The 18,585-nt window shown below is 42.9% G+C and carries 13 protein-coding genes; 7 read left to right on the forward strand and 6 right to left on the reverse strand.

Translation table 11 applies throughout. The features are described from left to right. Nucleotides 1-97 precede the first annotated feature (97 nt). Together AB5443_RS20660 and AB5443_RS20665 are read left to right on the forward strand one after the other, a co-directional pair. Complete coding sequence (locus tag AB5443_RS20660; protein ID WP_368114240.1) at nt 98-1,042, forward strand: tRNA-dihydrouridine synthase family protein; 945 nt, start codon at nt 98-100, stop codon at nt 1,040-1,042. Between the two features lie 54 nt (nt 1,043-1,096). Continuing rightward, nucleotides 1,097-2,368, forward strand: a complete 1,272-nt coding sequence (locus AB5443_RS20665; protein WP_022137047.1) for a DcaP family trimeric outer membrane transporter — start codon at nt 1,097-1,099, stop codon at nt 2,366-2,368. Between the two features lie 6 nt (nt 2,369-2,374). Here AB5443_RS20665 and AB5443_RS20670 read toward each other — a convergent pair whose 3' ends face one another. The 4 genes from AB5443_RS20670 to AB5443_RS20685 all read right to left on the reverse strand — a co-directional run bounded on the left by AB5443_RS20670 (nt 2,375) and on the right by AB5443_RS20685 (nt 8,190). Beyond that, the gene (locus AB5443_RS20670) at nt 2,375-2,524 is read right to left on the reverse strand and encodes a hypothetical protein (protein WP_156150124.1); all 150 of its coding nucleotides are present in this window, start codon (nt 2,522-2,524) and stop codon (nt 2,375-2,377) included. A 371-nt stretch (nt 2,525-2,895) separates the two neighbouring features. Beyond that, nucleotides 2,896-5,973 (reverse strand): chondroitinase family polysaccharide lyase, encoded by a 3,078-nt coding sequence (locus tag AB5443_RS20675; protein ID WP_368114239.1) that lies wholly within the window; start codon nt 5,971-5,973, stop codon nt 2,896-2,898. A 35-nt stretch (nt 5,974-6,008) separates the two neighbouring features. Continuing rightward, nucleotides 6,009-6,722: a DUF6250 domain-containing protein gene (locus AB5443_RS20680; RefSeq protein WP_368114238.1), complete on the reverse strand. Its 714-nt coding sequence runs from the start codon at nt 6,720-6,722 to the stop codon at nt 6,009-6,011. A gap of 115 nt (nt 6,723-6,837) precedes the next feature. Continuing rightward, on the reverse strand, nt 6,838-8,190 hold the full coding sequence (locus tag AB5443_RS20685; protein ID WP_044656106.1) for a DUF4842 domain-containing protein: 1,353 nt from the start codon (nt 8,188-8,190) through the stop codon (nt 6,838-6,840). Nucleotides 8,191-8,514: 324 nt separating this feature from the next. On the opposite strand from AB5443_RS20685, the gene AB5443_RS20690 reads away from it, so the two are divergent. Genes AB5443_RS20690 through AB5443_RS20710 form a run of 5 tightly spaced genes read left to right on the forward strand, consistent with a single transcriptional unit; the run spans nt 8,515 to nt 16,856 of the window. Continuing rightward, nucleotides 8,515-9,687, forward strand: a complete 1,173-nt coding sequence (locus AB5443_RS20690) for a HEAT repeat domain-containing protein (protein ID WP_022137051.1) — start codon at nt 8,515-8,517, stop codon at nt 9,685-9,687. 5 nt (nt 9,688-9,692) lie between these two features. Further along, complete coding sequence (locus AB5443_RS20695) at nt 9,693-11,171, forward strand: glycosyltransferase (protein ID WP_022137052.1); 1,479 nt, start codon at nt 9,693-9,695, stop codon at nt 11,169-11,171. 31 nt (nt 11,172-11,202) lie between these two features. Then, the gene (locus AB5443_RS20700; protein WP_277131691.1) at nt 11,203-14,169 is read left to right on the forward strand and encodes a hypothetical protein; all 2,967 of its coding nucleotides are present in this window, start codon (nt 11,203-11,205) and stop codon (nt 14,167-14,169) included. Next, the gene (locus AB5443_RS20705; RefSeq protein ID WP_277131693.1) at nt 14,144-16,297 is read left to right on the forward strand and encodes a DUF4838 domain-containing protein; all 2,154 of its coding nucleotides are present in this window, start codon (nt 14,144-14,146) and stop codon (nt 16,295-16,297) included. The genes AB5443_RS20700 and AB5443_RS20705 overlap by 26 nt, the downstream gene beginning before the upstream one ends. Before the next feature lie 43 nt (nt 16,298-16,340). Then, nucleotides 16,341-16,856, forward strand: coding sequence for a DUF1573 domain-containing protein (locus AB5443_RS20710; protein WP_022137055.1), 516 nt, complete (start codon nt 16,341-16,343; stop codon nt 16,854-16,856). A gap of 5 nt (nt 16,857-16,861) precedes the next feature. Here the strand turns inward: AB5443_RS20710 and AB5443_RS20715 are convergent, their stop codons facing one another. Next, the gene (locus tag AB5443_RS20715; protein ID WP_277131695.1) at nt 16,862-17,899 is read right to left on the reverse strand and encodes a hypothetical protein; all 1,038 of its coding nucleotides are present in this window, start codon (nt 17,897-17,899) and stop codon (nt 16,862-16,864) included. Between the two features lie 78 nt (nt 17,900-17,977). Beyond that, nucleotides 17,978-18,538 (reverse strand): DUF4348 domain-containing protein, encoded by a 561-nt coding sequence (locus AB5443_RS20720; RefSeq protein ID WP_277131697.1) that lies wholly within the window; start codon nt 18,536-18,538, stop codon nt 17,978-17,980. Between the last annotated feature and the right edge of the window lie 47 nt (nt 18,539-18,585).

Genomic DNA, 18,585 nt, shown 5'->3' on the forward strand with positions numbered 1-18,585 from the left:
GAAAATCAGACTTTAATCAATTTAACACCTGAAAGAGAGGGGCCGCGAGGTTCTTCTCTTTTACTTTTTCCGTATCTTTGCAACAAAATTAAATGTCATGCAAGAAACTCTGCCTATCCATTTCGCCCCGTTACAAGGTTACACCGAAGTTTTTTACCGCAATGCCCACGCCGCTTGTTTCGGTGGAGTAGACACTTATTACACCCCATTTGTCCGAATTGAGAAAGGCGAGTTCCGCCGCAGGGATGTCCGAGGCATCGAACCGGAAAACAATCATGTGCCCCACCTCGTCCCTCAGTTAATAGCTCCGACAGTTGAAAAAGCGGAAGCGATTCTCTCCCTTTTTATCGAGAAAGGATATAAAGAAGCGGATATAAATCTGGGCTGCCCCTTTCCAATTTTAGCAAAGCGTCACAATGGTTCCGGCATCCTGCCTTATCCCGAAGAAGTGGAAGCACTACTCAGCTTGGTTCGGAAGTATCCGCAAATCAGTTTCTCCATAAAAATGAGATTGGGATGGGAGAATGCGGCTGAATGTCTCAAACTAGCTCCTATTATTAATGAACTACCACTGCGGCAAGTCACGATGCATCCCCGTTTAGGCAAACAACAATATAAAGGTGAAGTAGACCTTAAAGGGTTCGCTGATTTTCAAGATGCCTGCAAACATCCTATTATTTATAACGGAGACATAAACAGTCTGGAAGATATTCAACAAATTCAGGACAGATTTCCTTCATTAGCCGGAATTATGATAGGACGCGGGCTACTCGGCAATCCGGCGTTAGCATTAGAGCATAGACACGGACGCGCTCTTAGCTTCGATGAAATGGTACAAAAATTGCAATTGATGCACAAAAGCGTATACACGGCATACGCAGAGCAACTTGAAGGCGGAGACGGACAGCTTCTAAACAAGATGAAGACTTTTTGGGAATATTTATTGCCAAATACAGAAAAAAAACTAATGAAAGCTATTCATAAAAGTACAAGCCTGAACAAATATAATCAGGCTGTCAATGCCTTTTTTAATCAACGATAGGCTGATTACCCGTAATTTTGTGTAATTTTGCACCCGTTTATAAACAAGCACATTATGAAAAAATACATTCTATTATTTCTTTGCCTGATAACAGTTTCGGGCAGTTTTGCACAGATGAAGGACTTCAAGTTTAAATTCTACGGACAAATACGTACTGATTTTTATTATAACAGTCGTGCCAATGAAGAAACTGTGGACGGACTGTTTTATATGTATCCCAAAGACAAGGTACGCGACGCGGACGGGAATGACTTGAATTCAACTTCAAATAGTAATTTCTATACGTTATATTCGCGCTTGGGAGTAGATGTTGCCGGTCCCAAATTGGGAACAGCCAAAACTTCCGCTAAAGTAGAGATTGACTTCCGCGGCACAGGCACTTCTTATTCAGTAGTACGCCTTCGTCATGCATATCTCAATCTGGATTGGGGCAAATCAGCTTTATTGCTCGGCCAAACCTGGCATCCATTGTTCGGAGATGTTTCACCGCAGATTCTGAATCTTTCTGTAGGAGCACCTTTCCAACCTTTTAGCCGTGCGCCACAAATTCGTTATCGTTATACAAACCGCAACTTCCAGCTTACAGGAGCTGCCGTATGGCAATCCCAGTATTTGTCTCAAGGACCTGCCGGAAAGAGCCAGGAGTATATAAAGAAAAGCTGTGTCCCTGAAATTTATATTGGGGCAGATTATAAGAAAGGTGGCCTATTAGCAGGGGTAGGCGTTGAGTTGTTATCATTAAAGCCACGCACAGAATCCATTATGCAAGAATATGGGATTGTAAATGGAAAAGAACAGGTGCTTGCCACACATAAATATAAAGTAGACGAACGCATCACAACTCTTTCATATGAAGCTCATGTAAAATACACGAATAAGAACTGGTTTATCGGCGCAAAAAGTGTATTAGGCTCCAATCTTACACAAGCTTCCGGTCTTGGCGGATTCGGCATTAAATCTATTAATGAACACACAGGAGAACAGAAATACACTCCGATACGTTTTTCCAGTTCCTGGCTGAACGTTGTTTACGGACAGAAATGGAAGCCGGGCGTGTTTGTCGGTTATGCTAAAAACTTGGGAACAAGCGATGAATTATATGCCCCGGATGGAAAAGCACAAGTATATGGTACGGGAACAAACCTCGACCAACTCGTCACTGCAGGAGCAGAACTAACTTACAATGTACCTCATTGGAAATTCGGTTTAGAATATACGTTGAGCTCCGCATGGTATGGCTCTCTGAATACATCCAGCGGAAAAATCAAAGATACTCATGCTGTATGCAACAACCGCATTGTCGCAGTTGCCATGTTTATGTTCTAACTCTTCTCAGCAATTTATTTTAATCATAATGCTGTCATCTGTCACCGATTGCAGCTTAACGTTGTGATTATAAGCGAATAGCGTTGTGACAGCAACAGGTGACAGCATTGTGACGGCAGCATTGCTGTCACCTGTTGCTTCAACCCTACCTTCCATAAACTAACGATGTTCATCACGGCGGCCCAATCAACTATAGTTATATCTCAGCATGAAACGATTTGTTTCAAGCAATGAAACATTTAGTTTCAAGCCTTTGAAACTAGAGTTTCACACCGGAGAAACAAGAGTTTCGCACCGGAGAAACTACAGTTTCATGCCTTGAAACCAGAGTTATCCCCTGTTGAAACTTCTGTTTACACGTAGGCTTCTGTTTATATGCAGGCTTTGGCTTTGCCGGACGGTGATAGGTGACAGATAAGGTGATAGGTTGAAAGAGGAATTGCATTTATTACTTGGGAGAGAAGAAGCCGGAACTGCCAGGGCAACAAGACAGAAAACAGCAATTCTCGGCCAATCAAAACTCCGGATTATTTTTTCTTCAATTCCACTTCAAAGCTAGCTCCGTCCCTACAAGTAAAACGAAGTACTGTCTGTTTCTTATCTGCTGAAATCACTTTGCAGAATGGAGTTTCCTTCATATTCCAATAACCTTTCAAGGTTACTGTCACCGGAATCTCACCACTTTCGTCATTAATCCATGGACGGGAATAAATGCTGCGTTCCACTCGTTTCCCATCTTTGTCGAAAGCTTCGTCACTCGGTCCGCGATACAACGCCAAGTCCGGTTGCGCTACGGTCAACAGCATTTTATCAGATGATTCTTTGTGAATCATTACAAGACAGGAGGTATCTGCACGCTGTAATAATTCTCCGGGAAGTAATGCGCGAGGGGTTTCAAAGAGTACATAAGAATAGGTGTTATCTGTCAGCGACTGTACGATATGAGCATTACGATCTTGCTTCAAAACCTTATATGTCGGTTTCTTGGCAAAGTTTTTCATACCCGTTTCATTCGCCTGTGGCAGTATGGCATATTCATAACTTTTATTCTCAGGCGCCTTACCATGATCGACAACTAATGAAACCCAATCTCCTTTTGTCTCCTTACCGGTATCCTGCATACGGGAATACTGAGGGAAGTTCTTTTCAAACTTAGCAGTAACGGGTACATAATATCCGGTTCCCAAATGATCAATCCATGTTTTACCATTACCATGATAGTTTTTCCAGTAATCATGCCCTGCCTTATCAGTTACCGCCAACTGGAATATTGTAGTTTCAGTGGGATATTCCGTATTGGTATTTTCAATATCCGAGCCCAAGCAAACAATCATTCCGTCGATGAAATGGTAGGATTTGCGTGCCCGGTGGGAACCGTTGTACTTATCATGCTCATGCAATTTCATACCGAAATTGCCATTTTCTTTCTGTTGTGACAGTCCACCGGCAAAAGCTTCGTCGGAATAGAGCATTTCTTCCATGCCGGAGAAGGTATCTACATTCAAAACTTTAGCTTTCAACTGCTCCAGTGGAAGATGGATGGAAGTCACTCCCGGGATACGGTTCCAGTCGAAACCTTCCTGCTGCCACCCACTTGTGGCAGGAGTAACGCTCTGCCCCGGTGCTGCTGTCAGAATTTGCAGGCTGCCATGTGCCAGATAACGGCCATAGAGATTATGACCCAAATAATGTTCTGCCGCCCAAAGATAGCGGGAATGTCCGCGAGCCACTGCAGACCAGTTACTACGGCGCTGCACAGATACGCAGCCATAACCAAGTGCCAAGTTTCCTTGCGGATCGGGTTCAGGGCGGAAACCATTATCGACAAGCAGCTTCGCAATCTTCCGTTCCTGTGCGTTGGATACTTTTGGCATATATTCCGGTTCCTGCTCTTTGGAAGAAGTATCTGAAACAAGACGCAGATAAGCAGATGCCATCTCTTTATCGAACTCAGACTTTCCGTCGGAAGTTCCTGCCATAGCCATCATTGCATAGTGCATCGGCACTAATTTCCCCTTTCCATCGGGATGACGACCGGACATTGACAATGGGAAATTCAGCTTATTGCAATAGAAACGCATTGCAAACAATACATTTCTCACCGTTTCATGCGCCAGTTCCGAGATAGCAAATTCTGTCCGGCTGAAAAGATAAATCATATTAGTCGCCCCGTCCAAACCACCGACAGCATAAGCCGGGTAATTATTACGATGATGGAAAGCACCGCCGTCTATCTTGAATGAGCCATCCAATCCCGGAGCAGGGCGACAACCGTAATCAATCCAACGAGAAAAAGACCTTAGATATTGTAACTTTTCCGGTGTATCTTCCATCATCAGGATACTCGCGATACGACCGGTGGTCTGTGTGTTAAATGAGTCCATATCAATACCGTTGCCTTCAGGTTTAGGATATACTTCATTCGTAATGGCATACCAGAGCAATGTACGCTCAGCTTCTTGCAACTTACCGGCTTCACGAAGTACGTCTTTCATCAGGAAATATGCCAGATACAATCCGCGAACGCTATATCCGTAATGATGGATATTCCCCCAACAACTGCCATAAGTCACCCCCTGGTCAGTTATATGGTCATACATAGCCAAGAATTTTTGCTTCATTTCTTTCTGAAGTTCCGGTTTCGCAGCACTATTATTATACGCAACAGCAATCCGTTTCATCAAATCAAAATAGGCACGCATTTCTATACCAAGTTTGGTCAGCATATCCTTGTCCCAGTCCGGTATAATCCGTTCATAAGCTTCAGAAGCGCGCACCATATAAATAGGTACACCCGATACCTGACCGTTTTTATAAGTAATCTGATAGAAATCATATTTCTTACGGATAGTCTCCACTTCTTTATCCGAGAGCTTACCTTTTGTATAATTCATGTCCCGGAAACGTTTCTCCAGCAGTTGCATTTCTTTCTTTTGCTTGTCACTGACAGGGGTCAACTCGATATCCGGTTTCAAAAGGGAGTGTTTGTAAACAACCAACCAATGATTATTAGTTCCGGCATTTACAAAAGGCACTTGCAAATCGGCTGTTTGCTGACGTGCATCCACTTTGGTAGCGGTTATCAAATGGTCGATGAAAAGGCTTCCTTTTGAATTTGGAGCAACAATACGAAGTTCGTTCATACCTTCTTCCGGCGTACCTTGCATATCCCGTTCATAACAAACCCATGCGGCACGCCAACCTTTAAAGTTGATTCCGAAAGGAAAGGAAGTACATTTCTTTCCGTCTTTCAAGAATTCAAATTCAATAGTTGCATTTTGGGGTTCTTCATTATACACCCACACTATAAAAGCCGAAAGATACAGGTCTTTACCGGTCGGATCTTTCTTTTCAAACTTCAAGTCTTTTTTGAGTTCTAATATACCACCAGGTTCAAAGTCCCATTTCATCGAATGTTTTCCGTCTTTATAATGTATATCGGAGACAGAAAGTTGGGAATGGACACTCGTAATGCAGCCCGGAACCTGGGGTTCTTCAAAAGAGAACAGCCGCTCGTCTGTTACTACTTGCGCATGAAGAAATGCGGAACATAAACAGGAAAATAGAGTCAATACTCCGAGTCTGGTAAAAGATTGTTTCATCATAGATATATTATCTGATTAGTTTTCTATATGCAAGTTTAAAATGTAGTCACTTTAAAGCCGGTAAACAACACGTGATTCTGCAAAAGACGTAAACTGAAATGTCCGTCTCCCGTACCGTCTGTTATCGAATAACGGAAAAGTTCTTCTCCATTTACCGAGTAAGTGGTAACCCCCTCTTTTACCCGAATCCGGATTTGATACCATTGATTGGGAGCAAGCAGATGCGGCGCATCCGTATATTCACTCAACAGTGGTTTTACTTTATCGTCTGCCACTCCATAATATTCACCCCGGTAACGGCGAAAACGAGTAGTAGAATTATCATTTCCCCCGTATCCAACGTAGAAAAGGTTTAATGTGTTGTAGTTTTTAAAGACACCATTTCGCCACCCACTACGGGCAAAAAGGTTGTCTGGGTGTTTAGGGTCATTGGCAGCCCAAAAGCAATTCAGGTCGCTCAGACGGTCGTACTTTCCGCCTTTCATTACCATACAGATACGGTAGTTTATTTCATAATCACCAGTCAGGCGTTGCTGATACCACAGTGTCAAGCCACCAGGAACAATCAGTTCCAATGTATCTGCACGCTCTATTATCCGCAAGGCATGAGATTCATCTTCTATTTTCCATTTCTTCGCAAAGGAGCTTCCGTGTTGCACTAAAGAATATTCGTGTTGCGCAAAGAGCACTACACTATGCAAAAAGAAAAAAGAAATCAGACTGTAGCTAATAAAAAATCGTTTCATCATTACGGTATTAGTTTAAAGATCGTTCTTCCGGATACAAAGAAACCCCTCTTTTCGAAAAAAGAGGGGTTCAAATTGTACAAAATATCTCAAATAACGTATTGAATGAGAAATTGCATTACCAAGCTTCTACTACTTTTCCACCTACCGGGTGCAAATACCAATCCTTATTATCAACACCGTTGCTAGTCACCCAACCACGGAATTCAGGATAAGCATCATCAAACAGCACTCGCTCATAAGCATGTTTTGTACCAACAGGAACTTTAATTCCCCAAACAAAACCATTCTTATTGCAATATGGAACACCGTCCATCATTTCACCTTTTGAATCAGCGTCATAATTGGTATAAAGATAAGTCGGCTTATAACCCTTCATGTGAATTTCCTTTTTGCTATTTGTTACAATAAAGAAGTTCTGATTGTTTGTATTAGTAATAAGTTCACGATAAGCCTTCAATTGATCCAAATCCTCTGTAAGACTGGTACGTTCTTTACCACTCAGAGTAATCTCTGCACGCAACATGCCTTGTCCCGGATTTATATATCCTTCTGTAGTTTGGAAGAAATTGGTATTATCACCTAAATCAGCCAATCCATCCATTATGATAACAGGATTACCATTTTTCGTATCTACGGTAACCTTGCAATATTGCGATTTACCAAACAATGTTCCGCGCATTTCCGCTTCCATTTTCCCTACAGCTAATTCGTCCTCTGTTCCCTGTCCCTTTTTCAATACAATACGGGTTACAGCAGTAGCCTCATTAATATATTTCTTGTCCAAGCCACCAAGTACTACACCAATCGCTGTAGGATATCTGCCACCTTTCGCACGAATATCCAAAGTCAGCTTCAAGTTTTCTTTATATGCCTGATTTACTAACAATTCCTCATTCTGACATTCAGTAACCTTCAAATCATATTCAAAAACTACATCGTTCAAATCATTGTCCTGCCCCGGTTCTATCGGCCAGTTGTCTTCAAACATAGCTACACCCGTATTATGATAGAAAAGCCATCCGGCATCCTTCTCATTAGTAGGTTGCACTGCATCCTCGGGAACTGTAATCGCTACAACTTCACTGCCACGAGTAACATTGGCAATCGGGAAGGCAACATCTTTAGCTGTTGCCGTCGCCGTTGCATATCTTAAATAAAGATTAGTACAATGAATCGGCACATTCAGCTCTAAACTTTTTTCTCCCTTAACAAGTAAATCGCCAACCAACAAACTTTCTTCTTTGCAATCTTTATCCGAATACAAAGATACGACTACAGGGTTAGCAGAAGCCACTTCAACTGCAACAGCACGGCTAGTTGCAAAATTAAATCCAGCAGGAATTACATACTCAGGAGAATTATCACCTCCCCCTTCTCCATTATTCACAACTCCCTCATTGTCACTATCCGTACAAGCAACAATGGCAAATGTCCCCATAAGGACATACATCAAATTTTTAATCTTCATCATTATTCCAAAGTTTAAATTATTGTTTGTTTCATTGTTCCATGGAATCATACCGTTTGACTTGCATCGACACGCCCCATTAGTTAACTAATCAAAAATATCTTTAACGTCTAATTACCTTTTCAGTCCCTTTATTTGTGTTTTCAATCCTTTTCATCGAATATAATCACAAAGTCTGAAATACCGTCCAAAAGCCCTGTTCATAGACAATGGATAATATATACAACTTATTTAGTATATTTGCATTGAGCAGAACATTCAATACAACAAATGTAAGGCATTTGTTTGAATTATACAAGTTTTTTAATAAATATCGCAAGGGAAATGGACCAGGTTTTATATGGCATAGATTTCATAGAATACTATTTCTATTGGATATACTATAAGTTTATAGGGTATCCTCTGATCATAAGAATATGTTCAATTGCCGTATTGTTCTGCATTATTGCGTACTTGTTCCTGATGTTCCATATCATATATGGTATATTCAAACGGCGGAAAGAGAAAAAGAGATACAATAAAGCCTTCGATAAGTATTATGAAGAGATGAAGGCTATCTCACTAGATTCCAACGCATTAAACGAAGAAGAGATAGCGGACAGGTTAGCATACGATACGAAAAAACGTCCCAAGCCTGCCGAACTACGCATCATCACTCAGCTATTAACGGAAATTAAGAGTGTACATGAGGATGAAATCAATGAGGTCAACTACCAATCTATACAAACCGTATTCCAGATAACACGTTTTCTCGAACGCGAACTCCAGTTCGGGACTAAAAGAGCTAAGATACAAGCCCTGAAACTTATTCAGTCCATCAACGGATATGCTTCCGAAGCCGTACTAGTACGTTTCCTCTACCATCGCGAGATGGAATTGAGAAATTCGGCACGCTATACTTATATGTGGTTAAGCCAGGGAGATCCGTTCCGTTTCTTCGACGAAGATATCAGCATGAAGTTAAGGCAATGGGATATGATGGAACTGCATGCCATCCTTGAACATCGTAAGAAGGTAGGTTATAATACCCCAAGTTTCATTAAATGGGTAAACACCTCGGCTGAGGAGAATGTGAAGATATTCTTTATCAATGAGATCAGGTTATATAACGAAACAGAAAGTGCACCGATTTTAGCAAAACAAATCAACGCGCGCTCTACGGAAATACGGGGCGAAGCGATAAAAACTTTAGGAAAACTAAAATACAAGGAAATAGAACCCAAATTGATTGAAATGTATCATGTACAACCGGAAGAAGTCAAGCGGCAAATCATCACAGCCATTGCAGACCTGAAAACGGACAAAGCCTTGGGATTTCTTTACAATGCTTACGATGAAGCAGACAATTGGGGAACGAAACGGGTAATACTGAAAGCCCTATATGACTATAGCGCCATGGGAAGAAAAACCTTCGATCAATTGGAGCGAAAAGCTGATTCTCACACTGCGATATTGTTCGCCCATACAAAGCATCCGTTAATCAACCAGTTAAATTAGAGAGCATGAAAGATATTATATTTACATTCTTCAATTATTTCGTATTCTTTTATACGAGTATGCTGGCGATAAGCTTTGTCACTTTCGCTTTCCTCTCTTTCATTTCGCTAAAACGGAGAAAAGATTATTATGTGGAAAGTTATATGCGGAAGACAATCAAAGAATCTCCTTATACACCCGGCATCTCGGTGATTGCTCCTGCCTACAATGAAGAAAAGACAATCATCGACAATATCAACTCCATGCTTGCGTTGGAATATCCGCTCTTCGAGGTAATCATTGTAAATGACGGCAGCACGGACAGCACTTTGGAGAAAATGGTCGAGCATTATGAACTGGTAGAAGTGCCATATGCATATATCGAACGGATCAAGACCAAACCGTTCAGAAGACTTTTGAAGTCGACAAATCCCAAATACAGCCAGCTTATCATCGTCGATAAAGAAAATGGTGGAACCAAGGCGGATGCATCCAATGCAGGTATTAATGTCTCTTCATACCCTTACTTTATCTGTACGGATGTGGATTGTATCCTCGAGAAATACGCTCTTTACCGTTGCATTTCACCGATTATCTCTTCAGACAAGCAAGTGATTGCAGTCAGCGGAACGATGCTGATGGCCAACGGATGTGTAGTGAAAGACGGGCAGATTGTTGATGTCCGAACTCCGCGTACCCCGATTCCGCTTTTCCAGAATCTGGAGTATATGCGTTCCTACCTGATTGGCAAAATGGGCTGGTCTGCCATCAATGGCATGCCGAATGTATCCGGTGGATTCGGCCTTTTTGACCGTTCCGTAGCTATTGCGGCCGGTGGGTACGATGCTCCTTCCTTTGCGGAAGACATGGATTTGATTACCCGTATGGTAGGATATATGTGTGACTTCTCGCGCCCTTACAAGATTGTCCAGATTCCGGATACCTGCTGCTGGACGGAAGGGCCGCCTAACCTCGCGATGCTTTACCGCCAGCGTACCCGCTGGGCACGCGGATTGTTCCAGACGCTGAGTATCCATCATAAAATGATATTCAATAAGACCTATAAACAGATGGGACTGCTCACGTTGCCCTATATGTTCATCTTTGAACTTCTGGCACCCATCATCGAATTGACAGGTCTGATAGTATTCCTCTACCTGGCTTTCACGGGAGCGGTCAACTGGAATACGGCATGGATGATTTATCTGACAATTTACACGTTCTGCCAGTTCCTTTCTATTGTCGTTATCACCTACGATTATTACGTCGGGATGCTCTATAAGAGAGGGTATGAATACCTGTGGATTATCATTGCTTCGATATTGGAGCCGATTTTCTATCACCCCATCATCACTTTCTGCTCTTTGAGAGGATACCTCAGTTATCTGACAAACAGGGACTTCAAGTGGAAAAAGATGGAACGGGCAGGATTCAAACAGAAAAAAGGAAGCGAAACCGGAGCCGGCGGTGACGCAACTGTAAAGCCTGAACCGGCAACGATTTAAATAGTTAGAAAGATATAAATAACGAGATAGGATGAACAGAGAATTTCTCCATAAGATTACCATATTAGGTTGTCTGCTTTTGCTAATCACCTCTTCCGTAGGGACTGACAAGGGCTTCCAGACACCGGAGCAATATGCCCAGATTGTACAGGAGCACTTTGCAAACGAGGAGTGGGAAGCGGGGAAAGAGATATTGGACGAGGGGCTTCAGAAATATCCGAATGTTTCCGACCTTGAATGGCTTATGGGAAAATACTGGTTTCATGAAAAGGACTACGACCAGTCACGTTACCATCTTGTGAAAGCTGTCGATGATAATTATAACAATGTCAATGCCAAGCATTTGCTGGTAGACGTTGAAGATATAACAGAGAACTATTCCAGTGCGATTTGTTATGTGAACGAGCTTCTGGAAGTGAATCCGTATTGGAGAGGTCTATGGCGGAGAAAGATTGAATTGTACCGCAAGCAGAACAACGATGTTGAAGCCGACCGCCTTTTGAAGCGGATCAATCAGATTTACCCGAATGACACCATTCTGAGAAAAGATTATATCTACAGCATGGAGATCGGTTATCAGCAGATGAAAAAAGGCGGTAACCGGAAAGAAGCGATTGAAAAGCTGACGGAACTAATCAAAGTATCTCCCGATAACGAAGAATATTATCTGGACATTATCAATCTGCATTTGCAGGAAGGTAACAGGGAAGCTGCCTTGGGATGGACGTCGAACGGCTTGGCTGTCCTTCCCGGAAGCGGTGCCCTCATCGTAAAAAGAGCTTCCATCCTCGGTGAATTGGCGCGTTATCCTGAAGCGCTGGCATTCATGCGCGAGCAAATGAGAAGAAACAACAGTCCTGCCATACGCCGTATGTACAACGACCTGCTGATGGAAGCCGCCCGTGCGGAGAAGCAGCGGGATCCGTATGTGCTGTATGGGATGGCTTACGAAGGCGGCAATAAGAACAAAGAAGCGTTAGACTATCTGCTGAATACCTCGGTGACAAGGGGATATACCGATGATGCACTGTTTTATATCAGAGAAGCCAAGAAGCAATATGGCAACTCGGACAAAGGTATTTTATATAAAGAGTATATGCTTTATCGCCAGATGAACGAGGACGACCTCGCTTATTCCGCCTTGAAGAAGCTGTATGATATGTATCCCGATGACTATGACATCACTTTAGCCATGTCCGCACAGCACATGAAGAAGGCGGAAAAGTTAATGGAACTCGGACTGTATGCGGAAGCGTTGCCTCATGTGCTATTTGTTTCCCAAAGGCATTTTGATAACGAGGTCAATGGTGCGGCATGGGAAAAAGCATTGAGTTGCTACATTAACATGAAACGTTACAACGAAGCACTGGCCACCCTGGACACCATCACCCTTCACTTCCCGGAATATGAAAACGGTACGTTGAAAAGGGCATTTATTCTCGATAAAATGGACAAAACCGAAGAAGCCCTGCAACTTTACCTGTCCGCCATCGAGCAAAGTGACGAGGATATGCGCATCTTCTACGTCATCGGATACGAAGAATTAGCCGTTCCTTACATCAAGAAATGCATGGAAGCGGGAGCTACCAAGAAAGCATATAGTGAAGCGGTCAAACTCGTCAGCCTGAATCCATCGAGTGATTTGGGATTACGGTATGCGATCAACTCTGCCGGTTTACTAGGAAAATACGATGAATTCGAGAAATATACGGAACAGGGAATCAATTACTATCCCGAAGAGCCGTTCTTCCAGGCCAAAAGGTCGACCATTCTTGAACGCGACAAGAAGTATGAAGCTTCTTTGGAATTCCTGAAGCCGATACTCAACAAGTATCCGAGCAACAAAGAGATTATCGGCGCCTTCTCGCAAAGCAGTGAATACCGCGCCTTGCAGTTGACAAAAGCGAAAGACCCTGAACAGGCTCTCGCCGTACTAGATACAGCCTTGCTTTATGACAGTCAGAACCGTTCGCTGAAGTACACCAAGGGAGTAGTATACGAAGCGAACAGACAGGCCGATTCTGCTTATTATTATCAGAAGTTTTATGAGCCGTCCATCATGGAATACCGCTCTTTCCAACGACACTTATCGGGCCTTAGAAGCATGATGCTCAAGAATGAGATAGCATTGACTTATCTACGTGCACGCTACGGGGAAGAAGACATCATCACTTCCGTCGCAAGTGCCGAGTACACCCGCAAGAACCAAAAGAACACCTATACGGGACGTCTCAACTATGCCGGAAGAAGCGGTTCGGCAAGCGACAGTATGGAAGCTGAAGAGCAGACACCGGGAGGGGTCGGCATCCAGGTACAAGGTGAATGGACACATCACTTCTCGCCCAAATGGAGTGCTACGGTCAACGCAGCCCTCGCTACCAAATACTTCCCGGACATTACTGCCGATATTGCATTGAGACATTATCTCAAGAATGACTGGGAAATAGGCGCGCATGTGGGATACAGACGTGTAGCCGCCTACAACAAGCATTACGAATGGAACGACGATTTCTTTGCCGGCAGCAACGGAGAGAACGGGTTCTTATTTACCGGTTGGGACGAGTCGAAGACAAACCTGCTCACCGTTGGCGCAGAAGTAGCCAAAACTATCGAGGTAGTACGCTTGAACACGAAACTGGATTTACATTTCTTCAACTCCAACTTCTATTACAATGCGCAAATCGGCGCCAAATATTTCCCCGCCAATGACGGAAAGACGAATATCAACGCCATGGCAAGCATCGGTTCGGCACCGGAAACAGCCGTACTGGATTATGCCCTGCCCGGCTCCTTCTCGCACACCAACACCATGGTGGGCTTAGGGGGACAATACATGGTTAGTCCCAACATTACCATAGGCTTGATGGGCACCTGGAATACCTATTATAACCAAACGAATGCAGTGCGGGGGACGAGTCCGCTCAATCGAATAGAGTCCATATCGACACGTTATAAAAACTTATACAACATCTATGCACAAATCTATATCTCATTCTGACAAGCTTTACCCCCTATTGGCGGGAATGATATGCATTTGCTGTCTGCTATCCGGTTGCCGCATGCAGGCACGTACGGAGATGTTTCCATCGAAAGAAGGATACCTCATAACGATTGGCGAAGACCCGACCGACAGAGATACCCGATGGGCCAAATACCTGTACGAGCATCTCAAGAAACGTGCAAATGACGATGAAATGGTGGCTTTTGGCGTCTCTGAGAAAGAGATGTGGCATGTCATCATACAGATAGACCCTACGGCACAGGAAGGATTCAGAATCTCCCACAAAGGAGCGGATATAAAATTGACGGCTTCCGACGACCGGCATATGTTATGGCTGCAATATCAGCTCATAAAAAAGATAAGTAAGGAAGACCCGCGCATAGACGGTTCCGACCTGCCGCCGGCACTGCTCAACCTGACAGACACCTGCGGTACTTTTGCTTTCGATTATCAAAGCATCTACTCACCGGCCGGCCTGAATTCCGACTATACGGGAGTGATGGGACTCAACAACTTTGACGACAGTTGGGGGATATGGGGACACAACCTGCGAAAGGTACTGGGAGACAACACAGACAAAGTGTACGCCACCATTCATGGAAAGACAGACGACTCACAACTTTGTTTCTCTTCCCCCGAAATGTACACTCAGATTGAAGACTATATTGTAAATAACTTCGGTGAAAAGGGGAATTCCCGTTTTGTTATCGCACCGGATGACAATCCATACGCCTGCACATGTGCCAGTTGTACAGCCCTGGGAAATTCCGAGAAGAACGCGACACCTGCCGTCACTGAACTGGTACTCCGCTTGGCACAACGTTTTCCCAGACATTTCTTCTTTACCACCTCTTATCTAAGCACACAACAAGCCACAGACAAGCAACTCCCCGCCAACGCGGGAGTAATGGTCAGTGCCATAGATTTCCCGCTCCGCCGGATAGACAGCAAGGACGCACAGGAAAAGAAATTTGCCCAGCAACTGGAGAACTGGAAGAAAGTAACGAAGAACATCTATATATGGGATTATATCAATAATTTCGATGATTACCTTACGCCTTTCCCCATATTAAAGATAGCCCGGCAAAGACTCCAATTCTTCAAGAAAAACGGAGCCAGCGGAATCTTCTTCAACGGAAGCGGATATAGCTACTCTTCTTTCGATGAAATGAGGACTTTTGTATTATCAGCGCTCCTTATTAATCCCGAACAGGTGGTAGACGATTTAATCAGAAACTATTTCAACCAGGAATATCCCGTATCAAAGAAGTGGCTGTCCGATTACTATATTGATTTGGAAAACAGCGCCCAATCCGGGAAGAAGCTAGGTCTTTACGCAGGAATCCGGGAATCGGAAGGTGCCTATCTCAATCCGGAGAAATTCATCAAATTCTATGATGAAATGGGCGATTTTGTATCCGACGCCAAAGGGAAAGAACGTAAGAAGCTGCATGAGCTTCAGACAGCCCTGTCTTTTACACGGTTGGAAATGGGACGCGACCATAGTTACGATGCTTACGGATACGCCAAACGGAATGGAAAAGAAATCCAGACCGTTCCTCAGGCGCGGAAATGGGTTACCCAACTCAAAGAACATAAAGCATTCTCCGGAATGGAGTATTATAATGAGTCTGCCAATGAAATAGACTATTATATAAAGGAATGGGAGCAATATATACTTGCTTCCGACATAAAAAAGGACTTATTCCTGGGAATTACACCGTCTTCCACTCCCAAAACGAACAAGAACAGTCTGAAAAGACTTACAGACGGCACACACGGTCTGCCTGACAACTATCATTGCGGTTGGATTATCTTCCCGCAGGAAGAATGTACCATCGACTTGCCTGTGAAAGGAATCAATGAATCGGGAACAGTTTACATCAGCTTCCTGAATCTCCCCAGACATCGCATATATGCACCGCAACAAATCGAGGTATCGAGAGACGGAGCAAGCTATAAGAAAATAAACCTAAGCCCGGATGATTCCGTTGAAAAGGGAGAAATGGTAAAAGCCGTTGTTCCCGTTGACTTGAACGGAACGGAGCTGTTAAGCATAAAAATCACCGGTACAAAGAAACCGGGAGCTCAAATTGGCATGGATGAAATTGCGTTCATTCCATAAAGAGCCCCCAAAAGAAATGACATTATAAAAAAGATTGGCAACTATGAGTAAATCGATATTCTATATCCTCCTATTGACTGTACTTCCCTTCTGCTTCTCAGGATGCAAAAAGGAAGTGCAGCCTACGAGCATGACTATAAAGGATTCCATCAGGCACTATTACCCTATCAAACAAGGGCAACAGCTTGACATCATGTTCACTGTAACCAATACAGGAGACGCTCCTTTGATTATCTCGGAGATGCAGCCTTCCTGCGGTTGTATCATTCTGGACAAAAGTTCGCATATCATCATTCCTGAAGATGGTATCCGCCAGTTCAAGGCAACCTACAACAGCATTAAGAATGTAGGAGAAGTTATTCACCGCATCCGGATTTACGGCAATATGCTTCCTAATGGAAGAGCCGAGCTGAAATTCGACGTCAATGTAGTGCCGGACGCTGATTATACGCGCGATTATGAAGAACTCTACCAAGAGTTCAACACTAAAAACGGCATTGTCAGAGAGATGGTGGACGGAAAAGAATCGGAGTTGGGATATTATGTAGGGAATCCTTAGAATATTCAAGAGTTACAGGATGATTTGCCGCGCAAGGCATTATCCAGCTTTATTCTACTGATTATATCCTCAAATCCTTCTATTTCGGGCATAACTTCCAAATCTGACACATTCATATACTCACAAATAAACCATGCAAATCTGTATTTAGTGCTTACATCACCTCTGAATCCAACACTAAGACCAAAAGGTAAATCTTCTTTCCCCGTCAGAGATATATAATCATCTACTAGTACTCCATGCCTATTAGGAGGTGCAACCCCGGAACAAAATGAAACTACGACTTGATCATAAGGTAAAATCTTCTCTTCACCAAATCTATAAATCGAAGGGATGGTAATCATTTTATTTTCACGATCAATAATAAATGTATTCTTCTTCAAATATAAATAAAGAAACACGGTAGCAGATAAAAGACCAAGAATTATAAGCATTGCTATCAATGCTTCATACGATCTCCAATCGTTATAGATAAAATCCCTCATAAGATATAGTATAAAAATAGATAGAAGCATATAAATAATCCAGCCTAAACCACTAGAATTATTCGTTATTACAATCTTCTTCGCACTACAATATGTAAAAACATCATCTTTAACATCTTCGAATAATTCATTTTTACCCTTGTCACAATACCTGATGCCGACTAACTTCGGAAAAACGCCCATAGGGCTAATCGGACATTCTCCCAACTGTATTGCATGATAACACCTACTTTGAAAACTTGCACCCATACAAAATAATATAGATACTGATACAAAGCACAATATATAAATAAGTAGATATAAGGTAGTCCCCAGTTCCTCTGACCTTATATAGATAATAAAGAAAAGGAACAATCCAAAGGTGAATAGCAAAGCTATAAGCCACCAAATCTTTGCCTTTTTCTTATCGGATTCAAGTTTTAGGTTGTAATCGCTCCATTCATCATTTAGTGGAGAGCTAGTTCTGTATTTTTCACGATATTCAAGACGTTCTTTACGCTTTCTTGCCGCTATCCGCAGTTTCCTTTTACGTTTTTCATTTTTATTATTTTGCTTCATCTTTTATATCCATTCATAATATTCTGCCGTATCGTGTCTTGTATAAAATCTATAATGATACTCTTTCTAGATTCATTCTCAAGGATGCAACTCCTTGAAAGCAGCATTCTCTTCTTTTACATGCTCAATGGTCTGTTTCAACTCCCCGACAGGCAAGTCATAGCCATACCACCCTGTATAGCAATCCACTACATACCATTTCCCGTCAGACGAAAGCTCGAATTCGACACGTAAGTCAATCTCCGATTCTTCATATCCCGCCTCGAATACCTTATGTTTAGGCTCGTTCACCGTGAACTTGGAGACGTAGATGCCGCCCTCTTCCTGAGAGATGCGTTCTTCCTTCATGGTCTCACTATCCAACAACGGCCATTTTTCTTTGGTGAAAAGGAATGTTTTCTCGGTTTCACCGTCATCTGCCAGTAAGGTAATCGGCGTTTTCAACGGGAACTTGATACGGGTATATTGGAATGTTGCGCTAGAAGTAAACTTATCTAGGAACTTCTTGAATTCTTCACCGGACTGCGCAGCTGTTTCACTATCAGCTTTCGCTTTCGAACTATTACCACAGGAGATAAACGAAACGCCTGCGAAAAGCACCATGACCAACAAGCAGCATACAAACTTTTTAGCTCTCATAACACCATATAAATTAAGAGTTTAATTGACGCTGCAAAGATAATGAC

It is taken from the genome of Bacteroides sp. RTP21281st1_H5_RTP21281_210402, from assembly GCF_040918965.1.
Classification (GTDB): Bacteria; Bacteroidota; Bacteroidia; order Bacteroidales; family Bacteroidaceae; genus Bacteroides; species Bacteroides congonensis.